This is a genomic window from Roseateles sp., from assembly GCF_049240545.1.
GTDB lineage: Bacteria > Pseudomonadota > Gammaproteobacteria > Burkholderiales > Burkholderiaceae_C > Paucibacter_A.
On sequence record NZ_JBMLSK010000092.1, the window covers coordinates 31440 to 54551 of the forward strand.

The window sequence follows — 23112 nt, forward strand, 5'->3', positions numbered from 1 at the left end:
GTAACGCCGGGCGTGGTTGCACCGTTGCCGGGTGACGCCGTAGGTGATGGCGTTGGCGCTGCGGTTGGTGCAGCCGTTGGCGCTGCGGTTGGTGCTGCCGTTGGTGCCGCGGTTGGCGCTGCGGTCGGTTCAGCCGTTGGCGCTGCGGTTGGTCCAGCGGTTGGCGCGGCCGTTGGGCCAGCGGTTGGCGCAGCCGTTGGCGCTGCGGTCGGAGCTACCGTCGGCGCAGTCGTTGGTGCAACGGTTGGTGCGACGGTTGGCGCGATCGTCGGGCTTGACGTTGGCGTCAAGGTCGGGGCAAGCGTTGGACTTGTCGTTGGCGCTGCGCTCGGTGTTGCAATGCCTCCGGTCGGGGGCGCCGGCGGCTTCACGCCGGGGGTCGTCATGCCATTGCCCGGCGAAGGCACGGTAGGCGCAGCGGTCGGCTTTGCCGTTGGTCCTGCCGTTGGTCCTGCCGTTGGGCCTGCGGTTGGCGATGTCGTCGGTTGACCCGTTGGCGCTGCAGTAGGCCCAGCCGTCGGTCCGGCCGTCGGTCGAGCAGTAGGCGTCGTGGTGGGCGCAAGCGTGGGGGCCATTGTCGGCGGCAAGGTGCCACTGACGTGAATCAGCTCCACCCCGTCATACAAACGAACCGCCTCGACTTGAATCTGCCGAACATCACTGAAAGTGGCGTTCAAGGGATCAACCGCCACACCATTGCCGCCTGGCGTCGCATTGCTCACACCGGTACGCGCGGCGCGCAACATGACCAAGCCATCACGCCCGTCCTTGCCGCCTGGCGCACTCAGCTGCGCACCCTTTTGCAAACGGATGACTCCGGAGTCTGACATCAAGCGCAACTCGCCACCCTCGGCTTTCGCAGCGGTACTGCGTGCAACGATCTGGGCCCCCGGACGCACAGTCAAGTCACCACCGCTTGCCAGACTGACAACCGCGCCCCGTGCAGCTTGCGCCTGCAACTCTCCCTGAATGTCCAAACTTCCGCTGTCAGCAGACAGCTCGATCGCTGCGGAGCGCAGCACGGTCCCGGCCGCCAGGGTCTGATTGCCCTCTCGGTTGCGCACCGAAATCAGCTGATTGAAGTGCCCCGGTTCCAGTTGCGCAGCCAGGCGGCTCAAATCGACGGCTTGGCGGCTGTTCAGCTTCAAGCTTGCACCCGCCTCTGGGGCACCCGCACCCAGCAGGCGGCCACGCAGGTCCAACTCACCCTTCGCAGCACTCAACAAGAGCGTGCCGCCTGCAGCTTGATCCTTGAGTTCGGTCGTCTTCAAGGACGAAACGTTCAACTCCGCGCCCTCGGCAATGCTAATCTTGCCCAACTCACTGCGAGCCTCGAGACGGCCTCCTGGCGTCGTCACGGTCTGCCCGTCAAACTGCCGGATGCTGCCTCGCACGGAAGTCAAGGAGCCACTCGCGAACTCCAGCGCATTTCGCGCCTGCAGATTGATTTGACCCGAGGGCAGATCAATCTGGCCGGCTTGCCGCAAGTCAGCGGCACTGAGAGTCAAGGTAGCTCCAGTCCCTGGCAGGGCCCCGGCTTGCACTGGAGACTGGCCCTCGATCGCCAATGCTCCGCTCGCCGAAATCGCTTGCTTGGCCGACTGCTGGCCCACCAATCGACTCGACTTCAGTAACAGTCCGCCAGAGCTGTTCAGCGTCCCCTCGCCCATTAACACCACGTCGCCGCGTGCGCTCAGATTGGCTTGCGCAGCTCCTTGGATGAACTTAGCCCCGGACCCGATCAAGAGGTCGCCGCCGAGTGCTTGCAGATCCAATTGCGCGGAGCCGCTGCTGGACGCTTCGGTAGGTTTGAATGCACTGCTGTTCAAGAGCGTCAGGCGCTGTGCACTGGCACTGGCCGAGCCGGCCGTGCGCAAGACGCCCGCATCCAAGACCAAGGACTGCAGCTGAGCTCCGCCCAGCGAGGCCCCGTTTTCAAACAGGATGTCGCTATAGCTGCGCAAGCTCAGACTGTTGGCATTGCCCAAACCTTTGCTCAGCGCGGCGCCAAGCTGAAGCGCATTGCTGTCGTTTGCGGCGCTCGAACTGCCAATCAACACCTGCCCGGCACCCACGGCCAAGCTGCCGGCCTTCAGCTCTGCGGCATCATCGAGCTGCATCCGCGAGGCCGACTCCACACTCACGCTGCCCTTGGCACCCGCATCCAGGACACTGGACGCGCCAATGATCAGCTGTGCCTTTGAACCCGAAGGAACGGCACTGCGTTCCAAGGTCGAATCGCTGGAGGAGACACGCACCGAGGCACCATCGCCACTGACGCGCAAGGTCTCCAAGGCCTGCGAAGCAGCGCCACTCACCGCACGACCGCGCAATTCGGAACCCGCCGCCATCTCAACAGCATTGAGCGCTGAGAGAACAATGTCCTCACCGCTCAAGGCACTGCCCGCTTCAAGACGCACCGTGTTCGCACTCGTCTGAACCCAGGCCTTGCCCTGGGCGTCGACGCTACGGACGCCACCAAGCAGCAGTCGCCCCACACCCAGAGCACTCAATTCCTTGGCCGACAAGACCAGAGCATCGGTCGGTGATGCAGTCGAATCGGCCACCACGATATTGGCCGAAGCAATGCTCAAGGAGCCTGCGCCGGCCTGGGCTGCATGCGCGAAGCGCAGATCACCCTGCAGACTCATGCTCTTGGCATTCAAACTGAGATGGCCGGCGTCCACTGCCTTGGCAGGTGCCGAAACGCCAGCGCGGGCCGAGCGCTCGCCAAAATAGCTGTCGGCCTGAGATTGGCGAATCTCGGATGACTTGCGGGCCAGGGCGCTCGGCGTGAACACGAAGCCACTGGGGCGTGCATCGACCAAGTCGGTGCCCGCAGTCGCCAAGGTCGCGGCGGCCAACACCGCACCATTGGCCTGCTCCACGACAGTTGTCTTGGCGACAACGCCAGCAGAGCTGGACGGACTCACCAGAAAACTGCCAGGCAAAGTCGCGTAACGCGCCGGCAGCACGGCATACCGCCCGGCCTTCAGACGCACAGCGCCGAGCTGCAAGTCGTTCGCCAGGATCAGCTGACGCCCTGCGGAGATCTCCGCAGCTGCCCCGCTTGTATCCAACTCGCCGGAGATGTGCCGATCCAAAGGTGCCAGCTGCGCAGCACTGTCTGAGCTGGGCAAGATGGCGAAAGCGCCATTTGCAGCCCCTGCGAACACATCCTTAGAGCCACCTGGCCCGGCCACAAACTCATGCGCCTGCAAAGCGCCGCCGCCGGACAGGTCCAAGCTCGCCTTTTTCCCCTCTCGGCTGGACAAATCAATCGAAGCTGCGCTCAGATCAATTTGCTTGGCCGGCAAGGCGGTCAGCGGATTCGCCTGCGAGGCGTAGTACCAATCACTTCCACCCAAGGTACTGCCAAAGGGAACCAGCAGCCCAGCGCCCGATACCGAAGTGACGCTGTCGGGGCTCAAGGTCAAGCTGCGCTCAGCAGCAAGCTGAATGCGGCCCAAGGGAGCACGCAACACCCCATCTTGGACAATATCCTGAGCCTTCAATGTCAAGAAGCTGCCCGCAGAAAGCGGCGCCGTTGGCAGGCCATTGGCATTCGGTGCGCGGGACACCGTCAAGCGGTTCGCCCCAGCGTCGACAGTGAATTGGGTCGCCGAGCTCGCATAGATTTGCGCGCCGCTGAGGCTCAAATCCGCATTGCTGATCAAGCCGCCTTCAGGCTGCTTCTTGGCAGACAAAACGCCATGCAAACGAAGATCACCTTGGCTGCTCAAATTGACTTGGGCCGCACCACCGATCTGAACCTGCCCCAGCACATCAAGACTGGTACCGAGCGAAGCAGCGCCAGCCTGGCGCGGGCCAGACTGCACCGTCAAAACGCCGCTTCCCTTCGTCAGCGCGGTGCTGGATGCGAGGCCCGTGTTGCCAAGCATGACGGATGGCCCGCGCAGATCGACCAAAGCGCCCGATGCCAGCTGCAACAAGGGGGAATCCAGACTCAGGCGACGACCCGCCTCCAGACTCTGGGAACCGACAAACTCAATCCGGTCGAGGCTGGTCAGGCTCAGATCAGCCAGGCTGTTGGCGGCACCGAATAGGTCGCTTCCCATGGCCACCGTCTTGAAGCCCGGCAATCGAGCTTGCGGAGTCAGCGCTCCGCCTTGCAACAACAGCCTGTGAGGCGCAATGCCTGACGAGGTATCCGTCTTGCGAACGGCCACTGCAAGACGTCCGGCCGCCACATGGGCAGCCCCCGCCTTAGCATCAAAGCTGCCCGCCAAGCGGCTGTCCTGCGTCCCAGCCGCCTCGATGCTGATACTGAGCTGGCCCGCCGAGCTGGCCACGGTCTGCAGGCCCTCGGGAAAGGCCGGACCGCTGCTACCGCCAGCCAGCAAAGCTTGGCTGCCATTCGCCTGGATCGTGGCGCCCTCACGCCAATCAATCGTCGGCGCGCTGAGGCTCACACGCCCCCCATCCAGCACACGACCACGCTGCAAGCCATCGTTGCTCTGGCTCATCACCGCGCGGCCGGACACATCGATGCGGGCTGCTGAACCAATACGCAACACATCATCCGGGCCTGTGCCTCCGGCGACCGACAATTGCTCCAGGGTGATGTTGCCGCCGGCGGTGCGAAGAGCGCCGTCGAGCTGCAAGCTCCGACCGGCCCGCAACACCAACTGAGCAGCCGGATCCAGCTCAATCGAGGCTCCGGCCGCGACACCGAGCCTGCCGCTGTCCGAGATGGTCGATTGACCGCTCGACTGCAAGGTCAAGTTCACCGGGCGACGCAAAGACAGGTCGTTCTTCACCAAGGGCGCCACATCAGCGAGACGCGTGCCCTCGGCCACATTGCGCAAAGCCACGCTGGCCAGCCGGTTCTGCAACTGGGGCGCGATCACGCTGCCGGCCAGCACATCCAGCGACAGCTGACCGTCCACATCGAAACGCTCGAAGCCCCCTTGCGAGAAGAACTCGACTCCAAGATTGAGCCGTCCAGGGCCCGCCACCGGCGTCCCGCCAATCACCACATCGGCCGCGCGCAGGGTGAGTGCGCCCCCCCGCTCCACGCCATAACCGAGCAACTGACCACCCAGCTCAAAGCTCTGGGCCTGCCCGTTGATCAGGCTGCTGCTCAATGCGATCGAACCCGCATTGCCCCCCTGCACCGAGCCATTGGGGCGCAGTGTGGCGCCGCTGCTCACATCCACTTGTGAAGCACGAGCCAACACCAGGCCAGCCCCGGATCGCAGCGCGACGCTGCCGCCTTGGGCGCTGCGCTGTGCATCGACGCCGTCGCGTTCTTGATTCAGCAGCCGACCGCTGGTGTCAAGCCGCACACCCTCGCGCACGACGATGTCCCCGGGCAAACTTGAACTTTGAACGTTCTCAACCGTTTGGACCTGCAAGCTGCCGCCTGCGATACGCAAGTCGGCGCCGAGTTGAACACCCTCGCTGCCACGGGTGTACAGCGTCAGCGCGCTGCGATCCGCAAGATTCAGCGTCGCCCCCGACTCGGTCTCAATGCCACTATCACTGGCCAAGACAATGCTGCTGAAGCCCGCTTGTTGCAAGCTGCCCGTGCGCAGCTGTGTCCAGCCATTACGCACCGCAGGTATCTCACTGCCAACGCTTGAGCTGCCTGTAGCAGCCCCCAGCGTCGCACCCAAGACCGGATTGGCCCAATAGCTGGCATCCAAGGCGGACAGGGCGGCACTCAACACGATACGGCTGTCCACCCCTGTGCCTTGCGCATTGGTGCTGCCGAGTTGGAACTGACCGCCGCGGGCCAAGGCATCTTGCCCCGCCACCTGACGCGAACCTACCGTGGTGCCGGCCAACAGCGCGCCATCCAGGATGCTTTGCTGCGCGAGCACGCGCAGCGTGCCCGCAGCGCGACCCTCGACATAGCCGGCAGCGGTCGAACCCTGCGCGCTCGCGCTGTATCCTTTCACCCGGCCCCAGCGATTGAAGAGGCCTAAGCTGGCATTGCTGATGCCCACATACCGAACATCCGCCTTGGCCTCATTCAGCGAGGTCTGGCTGCCATCCGCCGCGGTCAACAAACTCGGCTTGACCGTCGCTTCGGTGTAGCTAACCTGCCCCCCTGCCATTGAAACCTTGGAACCCTGATGGGCAGCCACCAAACCGGTGGATTCCAAAGCGACCACACCGCCGGTCGACATGCGTTCGTTCGCGTCTTTCGCAATACCGGCGCGGTAGCTGCTGATGTCGCCCAGGATGGGCGCTTCACTGCGAATATCGAAGGTCACCTTGGCTCGATACAGCGGGCCATCCTTCTGCAGCGGCGAATCCTTCAGATCATTGCCGCCCAAGAGTTCGCTGGTCACAAAGTTTCGCGCTGCCGACACCACCGTATCCGTGGTGCCCGCCACGTCAAGTGCCGCACCGTCTCCAATTACGATGCGAGCTTGCGGATCGAAAGCCCGTCGACTTGCATCCAGAAGTGGCGCGCTCATGGCCGCGCTGCCCGCCTGCACCTCGTAGTCCGGCGTCTTCTCGGCTCGCAGACGCACCTGCGCACCCGGTGCCTTGATCTGGGCACCGCTACCGTCCGCGTTGCGGCCCTGCAGATCAATGCTTCGCCCGCTCATCTCAATGCGAGAAGCATTGAAAGTGTCACCGGTTGAGGTTTGTTTGCCCGCATCCGCCAGGACTTCGATGCTGCTGCCCGCACCCAAGGTCAGCGTTCCGCCTGTGCTGGCGCGCTTGGTAATGTCCGCACCCGAAAGGGCCACGGTTTCCCCTCGAGCCAGCAGGAAGACCGAACCGTTCTCGCTGACGCTGGTGCTCGCACTGATGCGGCCGCGCTGATTGACCGCCATCCCCACCAGCGTCGTGTTGCCACGTTGGGTGACGATCTCGCCCAGTTGCTCCACCGAGCCACGACCCGTCCCGACCTCGACCAACAAGCCCCGAACCGCCGGCACCTTGGCATTGATTTCGGAGGCGTAGATCTTCTCGACCGTGGGCGACTGCAGGTAGACCTGCTCACCGGCGGCCAATGCGGTTTGGCCACCGGGCGTTTCGATTCGCCCCGCCTGCACCACTTCTTCAGCAAACAGGAACACCCGCCCGCCATTGGGGGTGGTGATCGAAGCGCCCTTGGCCACCTCCACAAAGCCCTTGCCCAGATCGGGCACGCCCAAAACTTCAGCATCACGCCGGAAGCTGGGGTTGCTGGAGTAGATGGACTGAGTCAGTCCACTCAGGAAGTCCGCGTTGTCCACATTCAAGGTCGATGCGATCAACGCACCCACATTGACCTGCGCATTCGGCCCAAACAGAATGCCATTGCCATTCAGCACGAAAACATCACCCCCGGTGATGCGTTCAGGCTGGGTCCCACCCCGTACATACTGAGGATTAGGGACGGTGGATATCAAACTGCCAAAGATGGCACTGGGCGCACTGCCCTTGTCGACCCGGTTCAGCGCGGCACTTCCCGCACTGGGCATCCGATACTCAACCTGACTGTTCGCGCCAATATTGAAGCTCTGCCACTGATAGATGGCCCGTGCGCTGCTTTGTTCAATGACCTGATTGATACCCCCGCGGGCATTGACACTGTTCTGCGGAGCCGCTGCCCCCGTGCCGCTGGTGCGCCATCCGGCCAAATTGACGGTAGGCACAGGTACCGCATTGGCGGCCGGCGCCGACACACGCAAACCGGCCTGTGCGAGCGACTGCAAGGGCCAAATGGCCACCAAGGCCATCATCAGCGGCGTCACGAGCGGTGGCGAGACCTTCAGTCGGACGGGTGAACTCATTTCAGATGCGTGCCCCACAAACTGTGAACCAGCGGACGTCGAAGCGGTGCGGCGAACGGATGACATGGCAGATAGGGTCGGTTGAACTTAGATCTGTGCCGAAAGACGCACATGGACGCGCGGCTCACCCTTGCGGCTGAACGCGGTCGACTTCAAGGGCCACGCGAGGTCAAACTCGGTACTCAGGTTCGGTGCCGTGCGCAAACGCAGGCCCAAGCCCGTGCCCAGCAAGCGAGTGGCACTGCTTTGCTCTGGCAAGGGCTGCAAGGTTTGAACTCGTGCCGCATCCAGGAAAGCCAACAGGCTCAGTTCGCGCCAAAAACCAAGGCGAGTTCCGGCATCACGGTCGCTGCCCGATGCGGGCGAAGCAAGGTTCAGCAGGTTCGCGCTGCGCCACTCCAAGGACGCAAGCAAGGCGCTGTCGCCGGAAGCCTCGGCCTCCAAAAAGCCCCGCACCGTGTCGGCCCCGCCAATGCTGAATTGCTCACCGGACACCAAGGGTTGAGTGGCCAACTGCCAGCCCACACGACTGCTCAGGCTGCCCAGAGATGCCTCACTGCCCACCCAAGCGGCCAAGGGCCGGTTGTCACGCAACTCGCCGCGCCAGTATGCGAAACCTCCATCGGCACCATCGCGCTTGCACTGGAACTGGTCGACCTTGCCTGAATTGCCCAAGCAATCGATATCCCGCTGAAGCAAGCTGCGCACCGCAAACACCAGGGAGGTGTTCAGCGTGATCTGCGAACGGTTACCGAACCAGTTGCCCGTGTAGCCCAACTGAAACGGCAGGTACTTCAAAGGCGTGGACAGGCTGGCCTGGTCTTCCTTGACGTTCTTGTAATCAGCACCCAAGCTGAAGCTGTGCAATTCATCAGCGCGGCCCACAGAGCGCAGCCAGCGCGCGCCCCAGGTACTGCCCTTGCCGATCACCTTGCCGGCTCCCAGGGGCTCAACCAAGCTGTCTGACAGGACCACACTCAACAGCAAGGTGTCGCTGGCCGAGAGGGGCGCGGTGTAATTGGCGACCAGAACCTTGGACTGCTCAGGAGCCTTGGGCGCAGTGATGTAGCTAAGCGACAAGCCATGATCGCGTTGCCACAGATTGTCATAACGGAGGTTCAGTGACGCACGCCAGGGCTCCGTGTTCGCCGCATGCCGATTGTTGAGCTCGAAGGTGGCAGACATGGGCAGCTGATCGCTCACCTTCAACTCGGCTTCCACCGTACCCGGAACCAAGCCGGGACGCAGCACGGGCTGCACCTGCCGCTCGGCGCGGCTGAGCGAGGCCAGCTGGCGCTGCACCTCATTGAAGTCGGGCACGGTGCCGGGGGCCAGTTGAGCCACCCGCTCGCGGATCATGCCCTGGTCGTAATAACGCGAGCCGGTGACGCGCAAGAGCTCAACGCGACCCTCGGTCACCCGCAACAGAATCAATCCTTCGTCCACGCGCTGTTCCGGCACATCGACGAAGACGGTCAAGTAGCCGGCCTCTTGATAACGCTTTTCCAGAGCGGCGCGCGCACCCTCGACATCCGCCATTTGCCGGCTCTCACCCATGAAGGGCAGCAGCACTTTCTCGATCGCCAAGGCCGACAGCACCGTGTTCCCCTCCACCTCGAACTCGAGAATGGGGAAACGCGGCTCGGCCGATTCGGCGGGCCGATTGGCCTCAGCAGCGGGCTGAGCCTGCGCCGTCAACGGCGCCAGGCTCAGCAAGCCCAGAGGCCCGCAAGCAAATAAATTGAGTGCGAGGGCAAGCCTCGCTGACGTCGGAAACGCGAGCGATTTCATGATGCAGTCAGTATCGAAAGCCGCAGTGAATCGGCGATGAAGAAGGCTGATCCGTTTGGACTAGCCGCCACACAATCCGGTGACAAGAAAAGGACAAACCCACCTAGATAGGTGGGTTTGCGGGGCAGATGAAGTGGCTCAGGCCAAGCAGGCGCAAGAATGAGTCATGCGCAAATCCTCATCCAACAGCTGAGAACCCTCAGGCCGCAGCGCGGCGCCGCCCCCGATACGCCAAGCCAGCCAGGCCCAAGCCCATCAAGACCCAAGTCCCGGGCTCCGGCACCGCCGTGACCGCAGCCACCACCAAGGATTGCGGCACATAACCCGCAAACTCATCGAGCGGCAACTCGAAACGACGCGCAGCAAAGCCGGCCGTGTAATCGGTGAAACTGATGCGCTGCAAACCCGCAGCCGTCTTGGCGGTCACACCCGAGGCTTGCATGGTGTAGCTGAGCAGGTACTTGCCCGCGTAGGGAGAGTTCACCGAGGCGTCAACTTTGGTGAAGCCCCAGTAGCCGTCGTAGGCCAGGTTGTCGAACTCGTCGACCGACACGGTCGCACTCTGATTGGTGCTGGACCGGCTGACGTAATAAAACCAGGAAGAACTATTGACTGCGTTTGACATATCAAACGTAGCGTTGCCGTTCAACTTTGGAGTCAGTCCAACGCCATTGTTTCCGTAATAGGCATTGCCTGATTCAGAGTCCAAGTTGACACTACTGCCATTGGCAAAAAAATCCAGCGCAACACCTGTCGTGCCATGGGTACCGGTGTTGTTTACCTTATCGAAGAAGGTCCCCATTTGTGTGGGGCTTGTCCCTGTAGTGAACAGATCATTCCGCAGTGTCTTGATCTTCGCTTCATCCCCTTGCTGCACCGTCATGAACAGGCGCACACCGCCGACGGAGATTCCGCCGGTCGAGTCAAGCCCCAACACGGACCACCGAATACTGGCGCTATTCGCCAGGCCAAGAAATTGAGTCCACCGCTCGTCGTCAACGGCAAAAAACGACTGCACGCCAATCTCTTGCTGCCCACTGATGAAAAAGCTATTCAGATCCAAGCCCAGGTCCAATGTGTACGAAACCTTGGCGGCATTGTCAAAAGCGACAAAGAAGAGTTCACCATTTCCGTTGAACTTCTCAAATGCGCCCCCCACGGTTTGACTACCTCCAGGCGCAATCGCAGCACTGACCAGCGGGGGCAAAAAGCCCATCACTACAAGCAGGGCAAGGTGTCGAAAGCGAGTCTTGTAAGTAGACGACGAAGAAATATCGGAGCGCGAGAGGATGTTCATCATGTTCATAAGACCACCTGGAATTGCAAGAAGGGGAGTCGAAACCCCCCTTCCCTATGTAAAGCGACTACCCTTGGGCAGCTATCTTTACTTCACTGCGGCCAGCGGGTTGCAGCTGTTGCCGTTACGTGTCACGCGCGAGCCAAACTTGATCTCGTTGACGGAACCGACACCAAAATCACCGGCGTAGCTACCTGGCAAGGCCAGGACACCGGCTTGGTTGTTGCTGCTCAGCTTGGCCAGAGCATCGGGCTTGGCGATCTGAGCCGTGAAGCCGTCGATGAAGGCTTGCTGCTCGGCGGTCCGCGAAGCGGCAGTCTTGTACTGAATGGTCGACTCAACGAGGTAGTCGTAACGGCCTTGCTTGGCAAACGCACCGTCAGCTACTGCACCTTCCAAGCGCACATGCTTCCAGGTCGCGGTCGCCGGGTTCTCCTTCGACACATGGCCCACGGCATAACCACCGGCCTTGTTGGCTGCCGTCAGGCAGGCAGTCACGTCACCAGTACCCGGACCTTCAAACACGAAGGTCGTTCCGGTAGGCATTGGGCCGTTGCCGGCGTTGCCACCCATGTTGTCAATCAGATAGTTCGCAATCGACTTGCCCGAAACCGTCGTGGCCTTGGATGCCGACATCGCCTCGGCTGCAGCCGAGTCCGCAAAGCTGTAGTCAGCTGGGGAACCCGAGTTTGCATTGCAAGGGAAGCCAAACAATTGCAGGTTGGCGGCGGCCTGGGTGCCGGAGCCGTCAACGCGACGGCAAACATTAACCTGACTGCCCACCAGTGCTGCGTTGTTGCTCAGCAGACGCCAGTTGGTCTCGGTGCCGGCGAAGATCGAACGTGCTTCGGCCAAACCGACGGAAGGTGTGCATGACTCATCGGTCGATGCCGTGGTGCACAGCACGCCTGCGGTCGAGTACTTGGTCGCCAAACCTTGCTTGGCGAACATATCGTTGTACAGATTGGCGTTCACAGCCAGCGCAAACACGGTTTGGATCACAGGCATCACGGTCAACTCAGCGAGCTGACCATCGCTCAAGCCGTCAGCAGGATAGACATCGTCATCAGCATCCAGCGGGTCCTTAGGCACGTTGATGCCCTTGAACAACTTGGGCTCGACGTCAGAGATGCCGAGGTTAGGCACTGCCGAGCGTGTGCTGGGGCAGCCGAAGTAGGCGCGATCGGTCACATTGGCAAAGGCCGGATCAGAGGCGGTAGCGCCTTTGCAATTTGCCAGGTTGCTGGTTTCCACAAACGGGCGTTGGTCTTCGAAGTAGACCGGGAACACGCCTTGGGCGGAACCACCGGCGCCACTGTTGAAGAATGCGATATTGGTGTTGGCAGGCAGGCCAATCTTGGCGCCACCGACGGCGTCAACCTTGCAGGTAATGGCCCAGAAGTTGCCATTGAATTTGAACGAAGTGCCAGACTCAACCACGTTGTACAGCGTGGTTGAGGCGTTGGTCGCCGTACCGCCGCAAACATCCTTCAAGATGACGCCGGCAATGGCAGCGCGCAAAGCCGTTGCACCCGAGGTGTACAGGCGGACGGTGGAAGGAGCATCCACGTTGACGGCAGGAGCTGCGAAGGCAGGGGCTGCGGCGCAAGCGGCGGCAGCCAGGGCGATGGAATGAAATTTCATGATGATCCTATTTAGCTGGAGAGCTCGCACCCGACAGCAGTTGGGTGCGAGTCAATGTGAAAGCGAGTCAGTCAGTCGAAATTCCGACAGTTCAACCTTGCGAGCGACGACGGGCGACGAATCCAACAGCCAGCAGGCCGGCAGCAAACAAAGCGTAGGTGCTTGGCTCAGGAATCGCTGCAACGGCTTCCAGGTTGTAGGTCAAAGCGGGTGTCGCGCCGGATGTAGCAAACGTGAACAAGCCGGAGTTCGCAGAATTTTCGAAGCCATCGATGAAAATTGGGCCTTCGGTTTTTGCGGAACGCGTCAAGTAGTTGAACTTGGCAGAGGCACCCAGCACCGAAGCGCCATTAAAAGCGAAGTTGGTGTTGTAGCTGCTGCTCAAGCCACCGGTGGTGCCGTCGCCCACATAGGCTGCACCGCTGTCGGAATCCAGGTTCACGCTGGATCCATTGGCTTGCGTACCATGAGTGCCGGTCGTATTGATGGCGTTGTAAAAGTTGCTGAACTGGCCCACGAAGTTGGTCAGTTGGTTGTTCTTGACCGACGCAACTTTGGCTTCATCGCCAGCACGCACCGTCGTCATGATGACCTGGCCACCCTTCGAAGTCGCAGCACTTGCTGACTTCTGTACAGAAGCGATCATCCACTTGGACTTCGACAGATCCGCTTGCGCAGCAAAGCTGGTCCAGTTGGCATCACCAGCCAAGGACCAAGTCTGGGAGTAGCCAGCTTCGACGCCGTCGGCCGCCAACCTAAAGGCATCCACGGTGACGCCCAGATCCAATGTGTAGGACACCTTGGCCGTCGAGTCATAGACCGACAGGAACAACTCGCCAGCTTCACCAGCGGTGTTACCGAGAATCTTTGCGAACGAAGGTGCAGCCAGCACCACCAAAGCTGCCGCAGCAGCAATCTTCTTGATCATCATGTTGAAAACTCCAATGGGTTGAATAACTCGAGAGGACAGGGCCAGGAACCCGAAACAAAAATCGGGTACCGGACGACGCCTAAAGAGCAACCACTGGCGAAGCGTTTGAACGATGCGTCAAGTTCAAACCTTGCGGCGGCCACTGTCGGGCGGAACCAAGCCAGGTGGGCTTGGTAATCGGGGAAAGAGCTCGGGCGAGCACCTGCTCACCTCAAACAGAATGTTGCCAGCCTTGCGTGAAATATGTCCCAGTCTGGAGCTCGGGTTTCATAGTCCACTCGGATCACGCGCAGGCCACCGAATCAGGCGCCAGCGTCGCCACCTTGCATGGAGCCGCGGCCCAACAGATTCATGGTCATGGCCCGCGCCACAGCCTGCGCCCGGTTGGCAGCCCCGAGTTTGCGAAGAATCTTCTGCACATGGTTCTTGACGGTGAGCGCACTGATGCCGAGTTGCTCGCCAATCTGTTGGTTGCTCTTGCCTTCGCGCACCCAGGTCAGGATCTCGCGCTCGCGCTCGGTGACACCGTGGACCAGCTTGGAACTGCTCTGCATGCGCATCGGCGATTCGCTCACCTCCCGCTCGGTGGCCTGCACTCGCAACCATGTGGCATGCAGGTGCGGCATCAACAGATCCAACAACATGCGCTGTTGCGGGACAAAGCTGGCGTTTGAATCCGCGAAGATGAAGAAGCTCTCTAGCTCACTGGGGCGCTGCGGCCGCGAGACGCCGTGCACCAGCAACTCCTTGTAGCCTGCGGCCTGCAGGTAGGCGCGTATCGGCGCCACGACATCACCCAGCAAACTGTCTACAGGAATGATCATTGCCTTGCAGCGCTGATCGATCCAACGCCCTTGGAGCTGCTGCATCAAGGCCGCCCTGGCATCCACCAAGGCTTCCAACAGATCGCCCGGCAGCGCCACGCTGTTGAAAGCCTCGAACAGCAAATCACGATTGGCACGCGCATAGGCCCCACAAACGGCCAGCTGATGCGGCAACAGAGCCTGCAAATTGCTACGAGTCCATACAAAAAACTGGTAGCGCCGCCGCACGTCCATGGCCGATTCGGCCACCCTGACGATCGATTCAATCTGATCTGCGCTGATCGGCCCTTGCAGTTCGGGCCTCAAGTGTCCCGCCGTGTCGGCAAGGCCTGGGCGCTGCATTGAAGCACCCGGTTCCGCCTCAACACTGACCCAAGGGGTCAGTGGCTGAGCTGAGGTTTGCGCGGGCTTGTCTTGTTCAGGCAATGCTCGTTGCATAAGAGTTCCAGTTTATTCAAATCTTCATTAGCTCCCAAGAGGGAGCCCGCAGCACCACTGGGCGCCATCAATCAAAACAAAGGCGCGCGCCAAGCACACCCCGATTCGACGCACAGGCATGACAGTAACTGCAGGCCCAGGCTTCGGCGACGGGAGCTTAGGTGGGCCATATGACTGGCCGTTGAAAGTTCAACCCAACCATGAGCCAAACGGCTCATTCGCTGCATCACAAGGGACTGTTTGCAACACTGAGGAGATGAAGCGCCACCATGTCACTAGGGATTCATGCGGCGGCGATAGCCTGCCCCCCATGAAGATCACCCTCCGTATCCGTCCCCTCCTGCAACTCGGCTTGATCGCCGGCCTCAGCATTGGCGCACTTTGGCCCGCGCTCGCAGCCACACCAAACGATTCGCGCTATGCAAGCGATCAATGGTGGCTAGGCCCCGTCGACACCAGCGCCAATGCAGGCGTGGCCAACTTTCCTAAAGCATGGGACATCAGCAAGGGCGCGCCGGTTTCGGGCGCTGCTCCGGTTATTGCGGTTTTGGACTCCGGGATGCGCGATCACCCTGATCTGCGCGCCAACCTCGTACTGCCCGGCTACAACTTCATCAGCAAGCCGGAGTACGCCAACAACGGCGGCGCAGGCCGCAACAACGACCCGACGGACACGGGCGACGCGCTGACTCAAGCCGAGAAGGACAGCAATCTGGCCCTGTGGGACGGCTGCCCCGTGCAAGCCGAGAACAGCTGGCACGGCACCATGGTGGCAGGCCAAATCGGCGCCGTCAGCAACAACAGCAAGGGCGTGGCCGGGATCAACTGGAACGCCCGCATCCTGCCGGTTCGGGTTTCTGGCAAATGCGGCGCGGCTGTGCAGGACATGGTTGACGGCATGCGCTGGGCAGCGGGTTTGCCCGTAAGCGGAGTCCCGCTGAACAACAACCCTGCCAAGATACTGGTGCTCGGATTCGCCAGCGCCGCCTCTTGCGATGTGAACGACGCCAACCCAGATATAGCCAAGGCGGCCAAGTTGTATGTGGAGACCATTGCCGACCTGCGCGCCCGAGGCGTGCTGATCGTGGCTTCGGCAGGCAATCTGCGCAGCTCGGTCGGTCGACCGGCCAACTGCGCGGGCGTGATGGCCGTCACCGCGGTGAATCGCCAGGGCTTCAAGTCCATCTACGCCAATCTCGGCAGCCAAGTGGCCCTGGCCGCAACCGGCGGCGATGCCGACTACAAACGCACCTGCGATGACGTCAGCGGCGTTCCGGACTCCGGCATCTTCACGACCAGCGGGCCGGGCAAGACGCCCTCCAGCACGGCCGAGGATTACGCCTGGGGCACCGGCACCAGCTTCGCGGCACCGCAGGTCGCGGGTGTAGCGTCCTTGATGTGGGCGCTCAACCCCAGCCTGAGCCTTGCGCAAGTGGAAGCGGGTCTGCGCGAAAGTGCTCGCCCGCACGTGGCAGCCGCCGCTTTGGGCCAGTGCGATGCCAACAACAAGAGCCGCTGCACCTGCACCACCAGCACCTGCGGCGCCGGACTGCTTGACGCCGAGGAGGCGTTGAAGTTTGCAGCAGCCCCAAGCAGCTACAAGGCACCGACACGCAGCAGCGTGAGCCTGAGCAGCGAGGCCCTGGACAGCTGCGGTATCAAGCAAGGCACGAAACCAGCACCCGTCGATCCTGCACCAACTCCGACACCAACACCAACACCAACACCTACCCCCACGCCCACTCCGACACCCACGCCCGAACCCTCCACAGGTGGCGGTGGTGGCGGAGGCGCGGCCTCACCCTGGTGGGTGGCGGGACTGGGCTTGGCGGTGGCGGTGCTGCGGCGCCCGAAAAAGGTCCATGTGATCCAGCGTTAGCCTTGATGCAGCGGCGTGTTTGGCGGCGCTGCAGCTACAAAGTGAGTTTGCACTGCTTTCACTTTGCTTTTCGTCAAAACAGCGTCACAAACCGGCTGCACAATAGCGGTCATTCGAGGCAACAACAACCGGCTGCAGATTGGGCAGAGTTCTGGAACCCGTCACCAGTGCCGAGAATACCGTCGCCAATCATGGTGTCCGGAAGTCAACAGGGCCACAAACCGCAAGGGGGTGGCCCTTTGCTTTTGTGGCGCCGGTTTTGGCGCAAGGCGCTCTGCCAAAGCGCTTGATTCAATCAGCTGCATCCTGTGGCGCGCAAGCCGCACTGCGCGATCGGTGTTGACAGAGCTTTGCCTCGCTAGGCACACTGCGCCCTCCATTCGATGCCACACCGGCATCTGAAACCACCCACCCTCTGAAAAGGAGCACACCATGCATGCAACTGGTATTGCCCCCAATGCGTCGGCCCTGCTCCTGCAGATGGGCGCTTGCCGCTGAAGTGCCCTCTTCGCTTGGATCCAACCTGACGCCAAGCTTGAGCGGATACTGAACTGAACTTCACTTCAGCTGATAGATAAGCCTGCTCGCCTGATTGAGCAGCACCGCGGTCCCAGCCAGACCTGCGGCCGACGCAAGACTTTCCTCAGCAGCCCCGACAGCGCCCACCCGCGCTGCCGGCCTCTCACGCCTGCGCCTTCTTCAAGGCTGCGGCGTGTTGGAAACGTATGACCGTCTTTTCATCACCATGTTGAATAGCAACACAAGCATCACCCATATCACCAACACTCACTTCAACACCGACACAGGGATTGAATCCCTGCAGCCCTTTCGCAGCTTGGGCTTGAACCCCATCGCCCTGTGGCCAGCCCTGAGCCAGCTCGACTGGAGCGATGACGCGCAGCTCTGGCGTGTGACCGAGCTGCATCGCGACCGACTGGGCCTGCAAAGCTGCAAGTCAGACGAGGCCTTCAATGCGCGGGTGCTGCCCGCTTTGATCCAAACCCTGGCAAGCCAAGGCGAGAGCCTGGCCGTGGGGGACTGGGTCTTGGCGCGCCGCAATGCGCTGGGCGAAGTCTGGGTCCATGCCCGTGCTGCACCGCTCAACGCTTTGAACCGACGCGACCCCGAGGGCCGACGCCAGGCCTTGGTCAGCAATGTGGACCTGGCCCTCTTGGTGATGGGTTTGGATCACGACTTCAAGCTGGCCCGGCTGGACCGCTATTTGGTGCTGACCCACTCTGCCGGCGTGCCGGCCTTGGTTGTCTTGACCAAGGCGGATCAATGCCCCGAGGTAGCGACGCGCATCGCGCAAGTGCGCGCGCATCTGGCCGGCTCGCCCGGTGCGGTGTTGGAGGTGCTGGCGATCGACGGTACCGCACCAAGCAGCCGCCAGGCCCTGCTGCCTTGGCTGGGCCTGGGGCAGACCTTGGTGATGCTGGGCTCCAGTGGCGCGGGCAAGTCGACCTTGAGCAACACGCTCAGCCAGACAGCGCAACAGCAAGTGGGCGGCGTGCGCCTGGACGACAGCCGCGGCCGCCACACCACCACCGCGCGCAGCTTGCAGCGCAGTGTGGGCGGCGCCTGCATCATCGACACGCCGGGCCTGCGCAGCTTGCAACTGGACGCTGACGAAGCCGCCGTGCTGCGCGCTTTTGACGATGTGCAAAGCCTGGCTCAGGCCTGCCGCTTTCGCAACTGCGCCCACCAGGGCGAGCCCGGTTGCGCGGTGCAAGCTGGACTGAATGCGCAGCGGCTGAAGAGCTTTCACAAGCTGCAGCGCGAGGCCAGCCGGGAGCAGATGACACATCTGGATCGCCAAGAAGCATTGGCCAAATGGAAGACGATTGCGCGGGCCAGCCGCGCCGTGATCAAGTCCAAACGCGACTGACACCAGGGCCTTGCGAGCGGCGCAGTGAAACGACATGCCTGCATGCGACACTGCGCCGCATCCAACATCCATCAAGCTACAAACGATGAGCCCTGCCGAACTCGCCCAGGCCCAGTTGCTGGCCTATAACGCCAAGGATCTCGAGGCTTTTGTGGCCTGCTACAGCGAAGACGTGCGCGTCTGGCGCAAGCCGGGCGAGCCGCCGAGCTTGCAAGGCCGCGAGGCTTTTCGCGAAAGCTACCGCAACGGCCCTTTTGCCCAGCCCCAGGTGCAGGCCGAAATCGCCCAACGCATCGTGATGGGCAATACCGTGATCGACCATGAGTTGGTGCACGGACGCGGTGGCGACCAGCCGCAACAGGTGGCGGCGATCTACCGTTGCCGTAACGGGCTGATTGCCGAGGTTCACTTCCTCTCCCCCGATTGAATCCCGCAGCCCCCGAGCAGCAAGGCGGGTAAAGAAGTTAAAACCTGGGTGGGCTTGGCAGAAAATTCAGCTTGGGCATGCGATGCTTTGCACCAGGGCAAGCCCTCATCATCATCGTCAACCCAAAAAACAAAGGCATAGAGAGTTTCGCCGCCGCAGGCTCAGTCAGCCCTTACGCCGAATCGATTCCACTCTCATGCTTGAACTTGACCTCTCCCGCCCCTCGCGAACCCGTCGCAATCAAAAACGCGCCCAGCGACTGAGCTGCTGCATCGCGGCCCTGCTTCCCTTGCTCGCGACCAGCCTGGCCCACGCCCAGGTCGAAAGCGTCGCTGCGAACGAGGCGCCCCAAGCCCCCAGTGCTGCGGCGAGTGCAGCAAAGAGAACACTGCCGCCACCAGCAAAGCCAGCCAGCGTCAGCAAGGCCAATGAACAGCCGGCTCAGCTGGAGCGGGTGGAGCTCAGCGGCAAGGCCAGCGATGAGGTCGCGCGACGCGCCTCGACCGCCTCCAAGATCGTCATCGGCCGCGAGGAGATTGAGCGCTTTGGCGACTCGACCGTCGGCGAAGTGCTCAAGCGCCTGCCCGGCGTGACCACCGGCGGTCGCCCCGGTCGCGGCGGTGAGGTGCGCATGCGCGGCATGGGCAGTGGCTTCACGCAGATTCTGGTCAATGGCGAACGGATGCCGCCGGGCTTCTCGCTCGACCAATTACCGCCCGACCAGGTCGAGCGCATCGAAGTGATGCGAGCGCCCACCGCCGAGTTCGGCGCACGCGCTGTGGCGGGCACCATCAATGTGGTCTTGCGAGAAGCACTGGCCAAACGCCTGAACGAAGTGCGAATGGGCGTCTCTTCGGAGCGCAGCCAGCTGCGCCCGAATGCCAGCTGGAGCCGCAGTGACAAGCTGGACGAACACGGCGGCGCCTACACCCTGAGCATCAATGCGCAGCAGGGCGACACCTTGGACGAGCTGAACAGCCGGAGTCTGACGCGCAATCTGAACACTCAGGCCGAATCCAGCCTGCTGACCCAAGGCCGCACCCAAGCCTCGCGCAAAGGCCTGAACCTCAATGCCCGCTTGCAGTGGAAGTTAGGCGAAGGCGAGAACTTCAATCTTCAGCCTTTTGTAAACGCCGCTCGCGGCAGCAGTGACAACGCCCAGACCTTCAGCCGCACGCCCGCACAACCCACCGACGGCAGTTACTTCTTCGATCGCTCCAGCGCCCAAAGCAACAGTCGCTTCGACATGATGCGATTGAACAGCCAATGGACCAAGACGCTGGACGAAAGCCAGCGCATCGAGCTTCGCGCAGGCCTGGGCCGTGCACAAGCGCAAAGCGATACGTTCACGCAAGAGTACCTGGGCGCCCCGGGTAGCGCAGCGATTCGAACCCAACAAGACCGTAGCGACAGCCGCGACCGCAGTTGGAGCCTGAACGGCAAGTACTCGAATCAGATGGAGAACGAGCACAGCCTGGTGGCCGGCATGGAGGCCGAAGGCACGCAGCGCGAGCAGAACCGCGACTGCCTGCAAAACGGCAGCACTTGCCGCGGCCAACTGGAGTTTGGCGATCTGCTCTCGGCCGGAACCCAACGCTTGGCAGCCTATGTGCAAGACGAATGGAGTGTGGGCAAGCAATGGTCGTTTTACGCCGGCCTGCGCGGCGAGACAATCGCCACACGCAGCCAGTCCAGCGCTCAAGAAGTGAAGAACCGCTCCAACGTCTGGACGCCGCTCTTGCATGGCGTTTGGAAGCTTGACGAGAAAAGCCGCGACCAAATTCGCGCCAGCTTGACGCGCAGCTACCGCTCACCGAATGTGCAGGATTTGATCGCCCAACCTTCGATCAATAGCTTTTACCCCTGCCCCGACGGCCAGCTCTGCGGTGCCAACACCATTGACCACCCTGACCGGGCCGGCAACCCGAATCTCTTGCCCGAGCTGGCCACCGGCATCGACCTGGCCTACGAGAACTACCTGAGCAAGGGCGGCATTCTGAGTGTGAGCGCCTTTGTGCGCCAGATCAGCAATCTGATCCGCAATGACACCCGGCTGGAAAACGTCAGCTGGGCCAACACGCAGCGCTATGTGACGCGGCCGCAGAACATCGGCAATGCCAAGACCTACGGTGTGGAGTTGGAGGCCAAGTTCCGGCTTGATGAGTTCATTGACGAAGCCTGGCCGGTGCAAGTGCGCAGCAATCTGAGCTTGTTCCGGTCTTCGGTGGACGGCATTCCTGGCCCCAACAACAAGCTGGATCAACAGCCCAGCGCCACCGCGAATCTGGGCGCCGACTACCGCCTGCGCAGCCTGCCGCTGAGACTGGGCGGCAGCATCAACTGGACCCCGGCCAACACGGTGCAGCAAAGCCTGGAAACCGAGGCCAATACCAGCCGCAAGATCGTGCTGGATGCCTTCGCACTGTGGAATATCGACCGCGATATGTCGCTGCGTTTGTCCGCCAACAATCTGGCGCCGCTGGACTACAGCAATGGCAGCCAGACCCTCACCAGCGACAGCCTGATCACCAAGAGCAGCAGCGGTGCCAGCTACACCCAGTGGCAGCTGCGCTTGGAGATCAAGATCTGAGTCAGCCGGGCTGCGCTGCGGCAAAGATCAGGAACAAGACCCCGAGCCCGCCGGTGGCGAGCAAGAGGGCCGAGCTGAACCACAGTTCGGCCCAGGTGCCGATCTTGGCCCGCGGCCCCTGGCCTGGCCGCTCGAAGATGAGCACCGGCACCCATTGGCCCAACTTAGGGCCGGAACTGGAACTCGTGACTTGGCTGCGCAGCTCGGCACGCTGGCCGTTGGCGAGCTGAAACTCAACCCGGTAATAGCGCATCACTCGGCCAAAGCGGAGATAGCGCCATTCCCCAATGACCGTGCCGCGCACGGCGCAAGAACGCCGCAAGAAAAAAAGCTGGCGCAGCGCCGACAGCAAACCGGCCAATAGAGCGAGCAGCACGACAAAGGCCAAGATCAGGATTGAAGCTTTAGCGAGCATGGTCCAGGACTTTAAAGCGATCAAGGCCAGTCACGATGAGATTTGAGCTTGCGCTGCCTTAGCACCCCGCACAAAAGACCGCTGGCCGCATCAGCCGCTCCGGCCTTTGATCTAGCGCATTGAATTCTTGCTGCCAAACGACATACTGCCTCCGAGTTCAGTTCAGCTTGCACACCCGGAGGGCTTGATGATGGTTCAGAAAATGAAGGCCGCTGTCGTCCATGAGTTCGGCGCGCCGCTGCAGATCGAAGAAGTGGATGTGCCGGACGTGCCGGACGGCCAAGTCTTGGTCAAAGTGGTGGCCTCCGGCGTTTGCCATACCGATTTGCATGCCGCCAACGGCGACTGGCCGGTCAAGCCGAGCTTGCCCTTCATTCCAGGGCATGAAGGCGTGGGCTTTGTGGCTGCAGTGGGGCGCGGCGTCAAGCATGTGAAAGAAGGCGACCGGGTGGGTGTACCTTGGCTGCACACCGCCTGCGGTCATTGCGAACATTGCATCACCGGCTGGGAAACGCTCTGCGGCGAGCAGCAGATGACCGGCTACACCGTCAACGGCGGCTATGCCGAATATGTGTTGGCCGATCCGGGCTATGTGGGGCGCCTGCCCGACAGCCTGGATTTCGATCCCGCGGCACCGCTGCTGTGCGCCGGCGTCACCGTCTACAAGGGGCTCAAAGTCCTGGACTGCAAGCCCGGCGACTGGGTGGCGATTTCAGGCATCGGGGGTTTGGGCCATATGGCGGTGCAGTACGCGCAAGCCATGGGTTATCACGTGATCGCGGTGGACATTGCTGATGACAAGCTGGCCCTGGCGCGCGAGCTGGGCGCCGAGGTCTGCATCAATGCCATGACTCAGGACCCCGTGGCCGAGGTGCAAAAGCATGTACGCGGCGCCCACGGCGTGCTGGTCACCGCCGTCTCCAACAGCGCCTTCAAGCAAGGCGTGGGCATGCTGCACAAGCGCGGCACCATGTCTTTGGTGGGGCTGCCTCCGGGCGACTTTGCTCTGCCGATCTTTGATGTGGTGCTGAACGCCAAAACCATTCGCGGCTCCATCGTTGGCACCCGCAAAGATTTGGAAGAAGCCCTGGCCTTCGCCGCCGACGGCAAGATCCGAACCCACTATCACAATGACAAGTTGGAATCGATCAACCAGATCTTCGATCAGATGAAACTAGGCCAGATCGATGGCCGCGTGGTGATGAAGATCTGAACCTTCGCCAGCCTT

Annotated in this window: 11 protein-coding genes, 1 tRNA gene and 2 pseudogenes; 6 read left to right on the top strand and 8 right to left on the bottom strand. The window is 61.8% G+C overall.

The window, feature by feature from the left end; translation table 11 throughout:
• A pseudogene (locus ACOVRJ_RS06210) lies at positions 1-6920 on the bottom strand (hypothetical protein); the annotation flags it as partial.
• Between the two features lie 15 nt (positions 6921-6935).
• Here ACOVRJ_RS06210 and ACOVRJ_RS06215 point away from each other — a divergent pair.
• Positions 6936-7039: transfer RNA gene (locus ACOVRJ_RS06215), tRNA-OTHER, on the top strand.
• Between the two features lie 193 nt (positions 7040-7232).
• On the opposite strand, the pseudogene ACOVRJ_RS06220 reads toward ACOVRJ_RS06215, so the two are convergent.
• The 6 genes and pseudogenes from ACOVRJ_RS06220 to epsA all read right to left on the bottom strand — a co-directional run.
• Positions 7233-7826 (bottom strand): annotated as a pseudogene (locus ACOVRJ_RS06220) (filamentous hemagglutinin N-terminal domain-containing protein); the annotation flags it as partial.
• A gap of 21 nt (positions 7827-7847) precedes the next feature.
• The gene (locus ACOVRJ_RS06225; protein WP_422043021.1) at positions 7848-9551 is read right to left on the bottom strand and encodes a ShlB/FhaC/HecB family hemolysin secretion/activation protein; all 1704 of its coding nucleotides are present in this window, start codon (positions 9549-9551) and stop codon (positions 7848-7850) included.
• A gap of 199 nt (positions 9552-9750) precedes the next feature.
• A complete protein-coding gene (locus ACOVRJ_RS06230; RefSeq protein ID WP_422043022.1) occupies positions 9751-10857 on the bottom strand; it encodes a PEP-CTERM sorting domain-containing protein in 1107 nt (368 codons plus the stop codon).
• Between the two features lie 78 nt (positions 10858-10935).
• Positions 10936-12492 carry a hypothetical protein gene (locus tag ACOVRJ_RS06235; protein ID WP_422043023.1) on the bottom strand — a complete coding sequence of 519 codons (1557 nt, stop codon included), beginning with the start codon at positions 12490-12492 and terminating at the stop codon, positions 10936-10938.
• A 91-nt stretch (positions 12493-12583) separates the two neighbouring features.
• On the bottom strand, positions 12584-13423 hold the full coding sequence (locus tag ACOVRJ_RS06240; protein WP_422043024.1) for a PEP-CTERM sorting domain-containing protein: 840 nt from the start codon (positions 13421-13423) through the stop codon (positions 12584-12586).
• Positions 13424-13725: 302 nt separating this feature from the next.
• Positions 13726-14685 carry an XrtB/PEP-CTERM-associated transcriptional regulator EpsA gene (epsA, locus tag ACOVRJ_RS06245; RefSeq protein ID WP_422043025.1) on the bottom strand — a complete coding sequence of 320 codons (960 nt, stop codon included), beginning with the start codon at positions 14683-14685 and terminating at the stop codon, positions 13726-13728.
• Positions 14686-14995: 310 nt separating this feature from the next.
• On the opposite strand from epsA, the gene ACOVRJ_RS06250 reads away from it, so the two are divergent.
• The 4 genes from ACOVRJ_RS06250 (at position 14996) to ACOVRJ_RS06265 (ending at position 21469) form a co-directional block, all read left to right on the top strand.
• Entirely contained in the window at positions 14996-16564 is a 1569-nt protein-coding gene (locus ACOVRJ_RS06250) for a S8 family serine peptidase (protein ID WP_422043026.1), read from the top strand.
• 748 nt (positions 16565-17312) lie between these two features.
• A complete protein-coding gene (rsgA, locus tag ACOVRJ_RS06255; RefSeq protein WP_422043027.1) occupies positions 17313-18452 on the top strand; it encodes a ribosome small subunit-dependent GTPase A in 1140 nt (379 codons plus the stop codon).
• Between the two features lie 85 nt (positions 18453-18537).
• Entirely contained in the window at positions 18538-18879 is a 342-nt protein-coding gene (locus ACOVRJ_RS06260; protein ID WP_422043028.1) for a nuclear transport factor 2 family protein, read from the top strand.
• Positions 18880-19075: 196 nt separating this feature from the next.
• The gene (locus ACOVRJ_RS06265; RefSeq protein ID WP_422043029.1) at positions 19076-21469 is read left to right on the top strand and encodes a TonB-dependent receptor plug domain-containing protein; all 2394 of its coding nucleotides are present in this window, start codon (positions 19076-19078) and stop codon (positions 21467-21469) included.
• A gap of 1 nt (position 21470) precedes the next feature.
• Here ACOVRJ_RS06265 and ACOVRJ_RS06270 read toward each other — a convergent pair whose 3' ends face one another.
• Positions 21471-21884 (bottom strand): hypothetical protein, encoded by a 414-nt coding sequence (locus ACOVRJ_RS06270; RefSeq protein WP_422043030.1) that lies wholly within the window; start codon positions 21882-21884, stop codon positions 21471-21473.
• Between the two features lie 190 nt (positions 21885-22074).
• Between ACOVRJ_RS06270 and adhP the strand changes: the two genes are divergently transcribed.
• The gene (gene adhP / locus ACOVRJ_RS06275; protein ID WP_422043066.1) at positions 22075-23097 is read left to right on the top strand and encodes an alcohol dehydrogenase AdhP; all 1023 of its coding nucleotides are present in this window, start codon (positions 22075-22077) and stop codon (positions 23095-23097) included.
• Positions 23098-23112 lie beyond the last annotated feature (15 nt).

Coding starts and splice junctions, on each gene's coding strand:
- ACOVRJ_RS06225 (WP_422043021.1), bottom strand. CDS start 9,551: ATGAAATCGCTCGCGTTTCCGACGTCAGCGAGGCTTGCCCTCGCACTC.
- ACOVRJ_RS06230 (WP_422043022.1), bottom strand. CDS start 10,857: ATGAACATGATGAACATCCTCTCGCGCTCCGATATTTCTTCGTCGTCT.
- ACOVRJ_RS06235 (WP_422043023.1), bottom strand. CDS start 12,492: ATGAAATTTCATTCCATCGCCCTGGCTGCCGCCGCTTGCGCCGCAGCC.
- ACOVRJ_RS06240 (WP_422043024.1), bottom strand. CDS start 13,423: ATGATGATCAAGAAGATTGCTGCTGCGGCAGCTTTGGTGGTGCTGGCT.
- epsA (WP_422043025.1), bottom strand. CDS start 14,685: ATGCAACGAGCATTGCCTGAACAAGACAAGCCCGCGCAAACCTCAGCT.
- ACOVRJ_RS06250 (WP_422043026.1), top strand. CDS start 14,996: ATGAAGATCACCCTCCGTATCCGTCCCCTCCTGCAACTCGGCTTGATC.
- ACOVRJ_RS06260 (WP_422043028.1), top strand. CDS start 18,538: ATGAGCCCTGCCGAACTCGCCCAGGCCCAGTTGCTGGCCTATAACGCC.
- ACOVRJ_RS06265 (WP_422043029.1), top strand. CDS start 19,076: ATGCTTGAACTTGACCTCTCCCGCCCCTCGCGAACCCGTCGCAATCAA.
- ACOVRJ_RS06270 (WP_422043030.1), bottom strand. CDS start 21,884: ATGCTCGCTAAAGCTTCAATCCTGATCTTGGCCTTTGTCGTGCTGCTC.
- adhP (WP_422043066.1), top strand. CDS start 22,075: ATGGTTCAGAAAATGAAGGCCGCTGTCGTCCATGAGTTCGGCGCGCCG.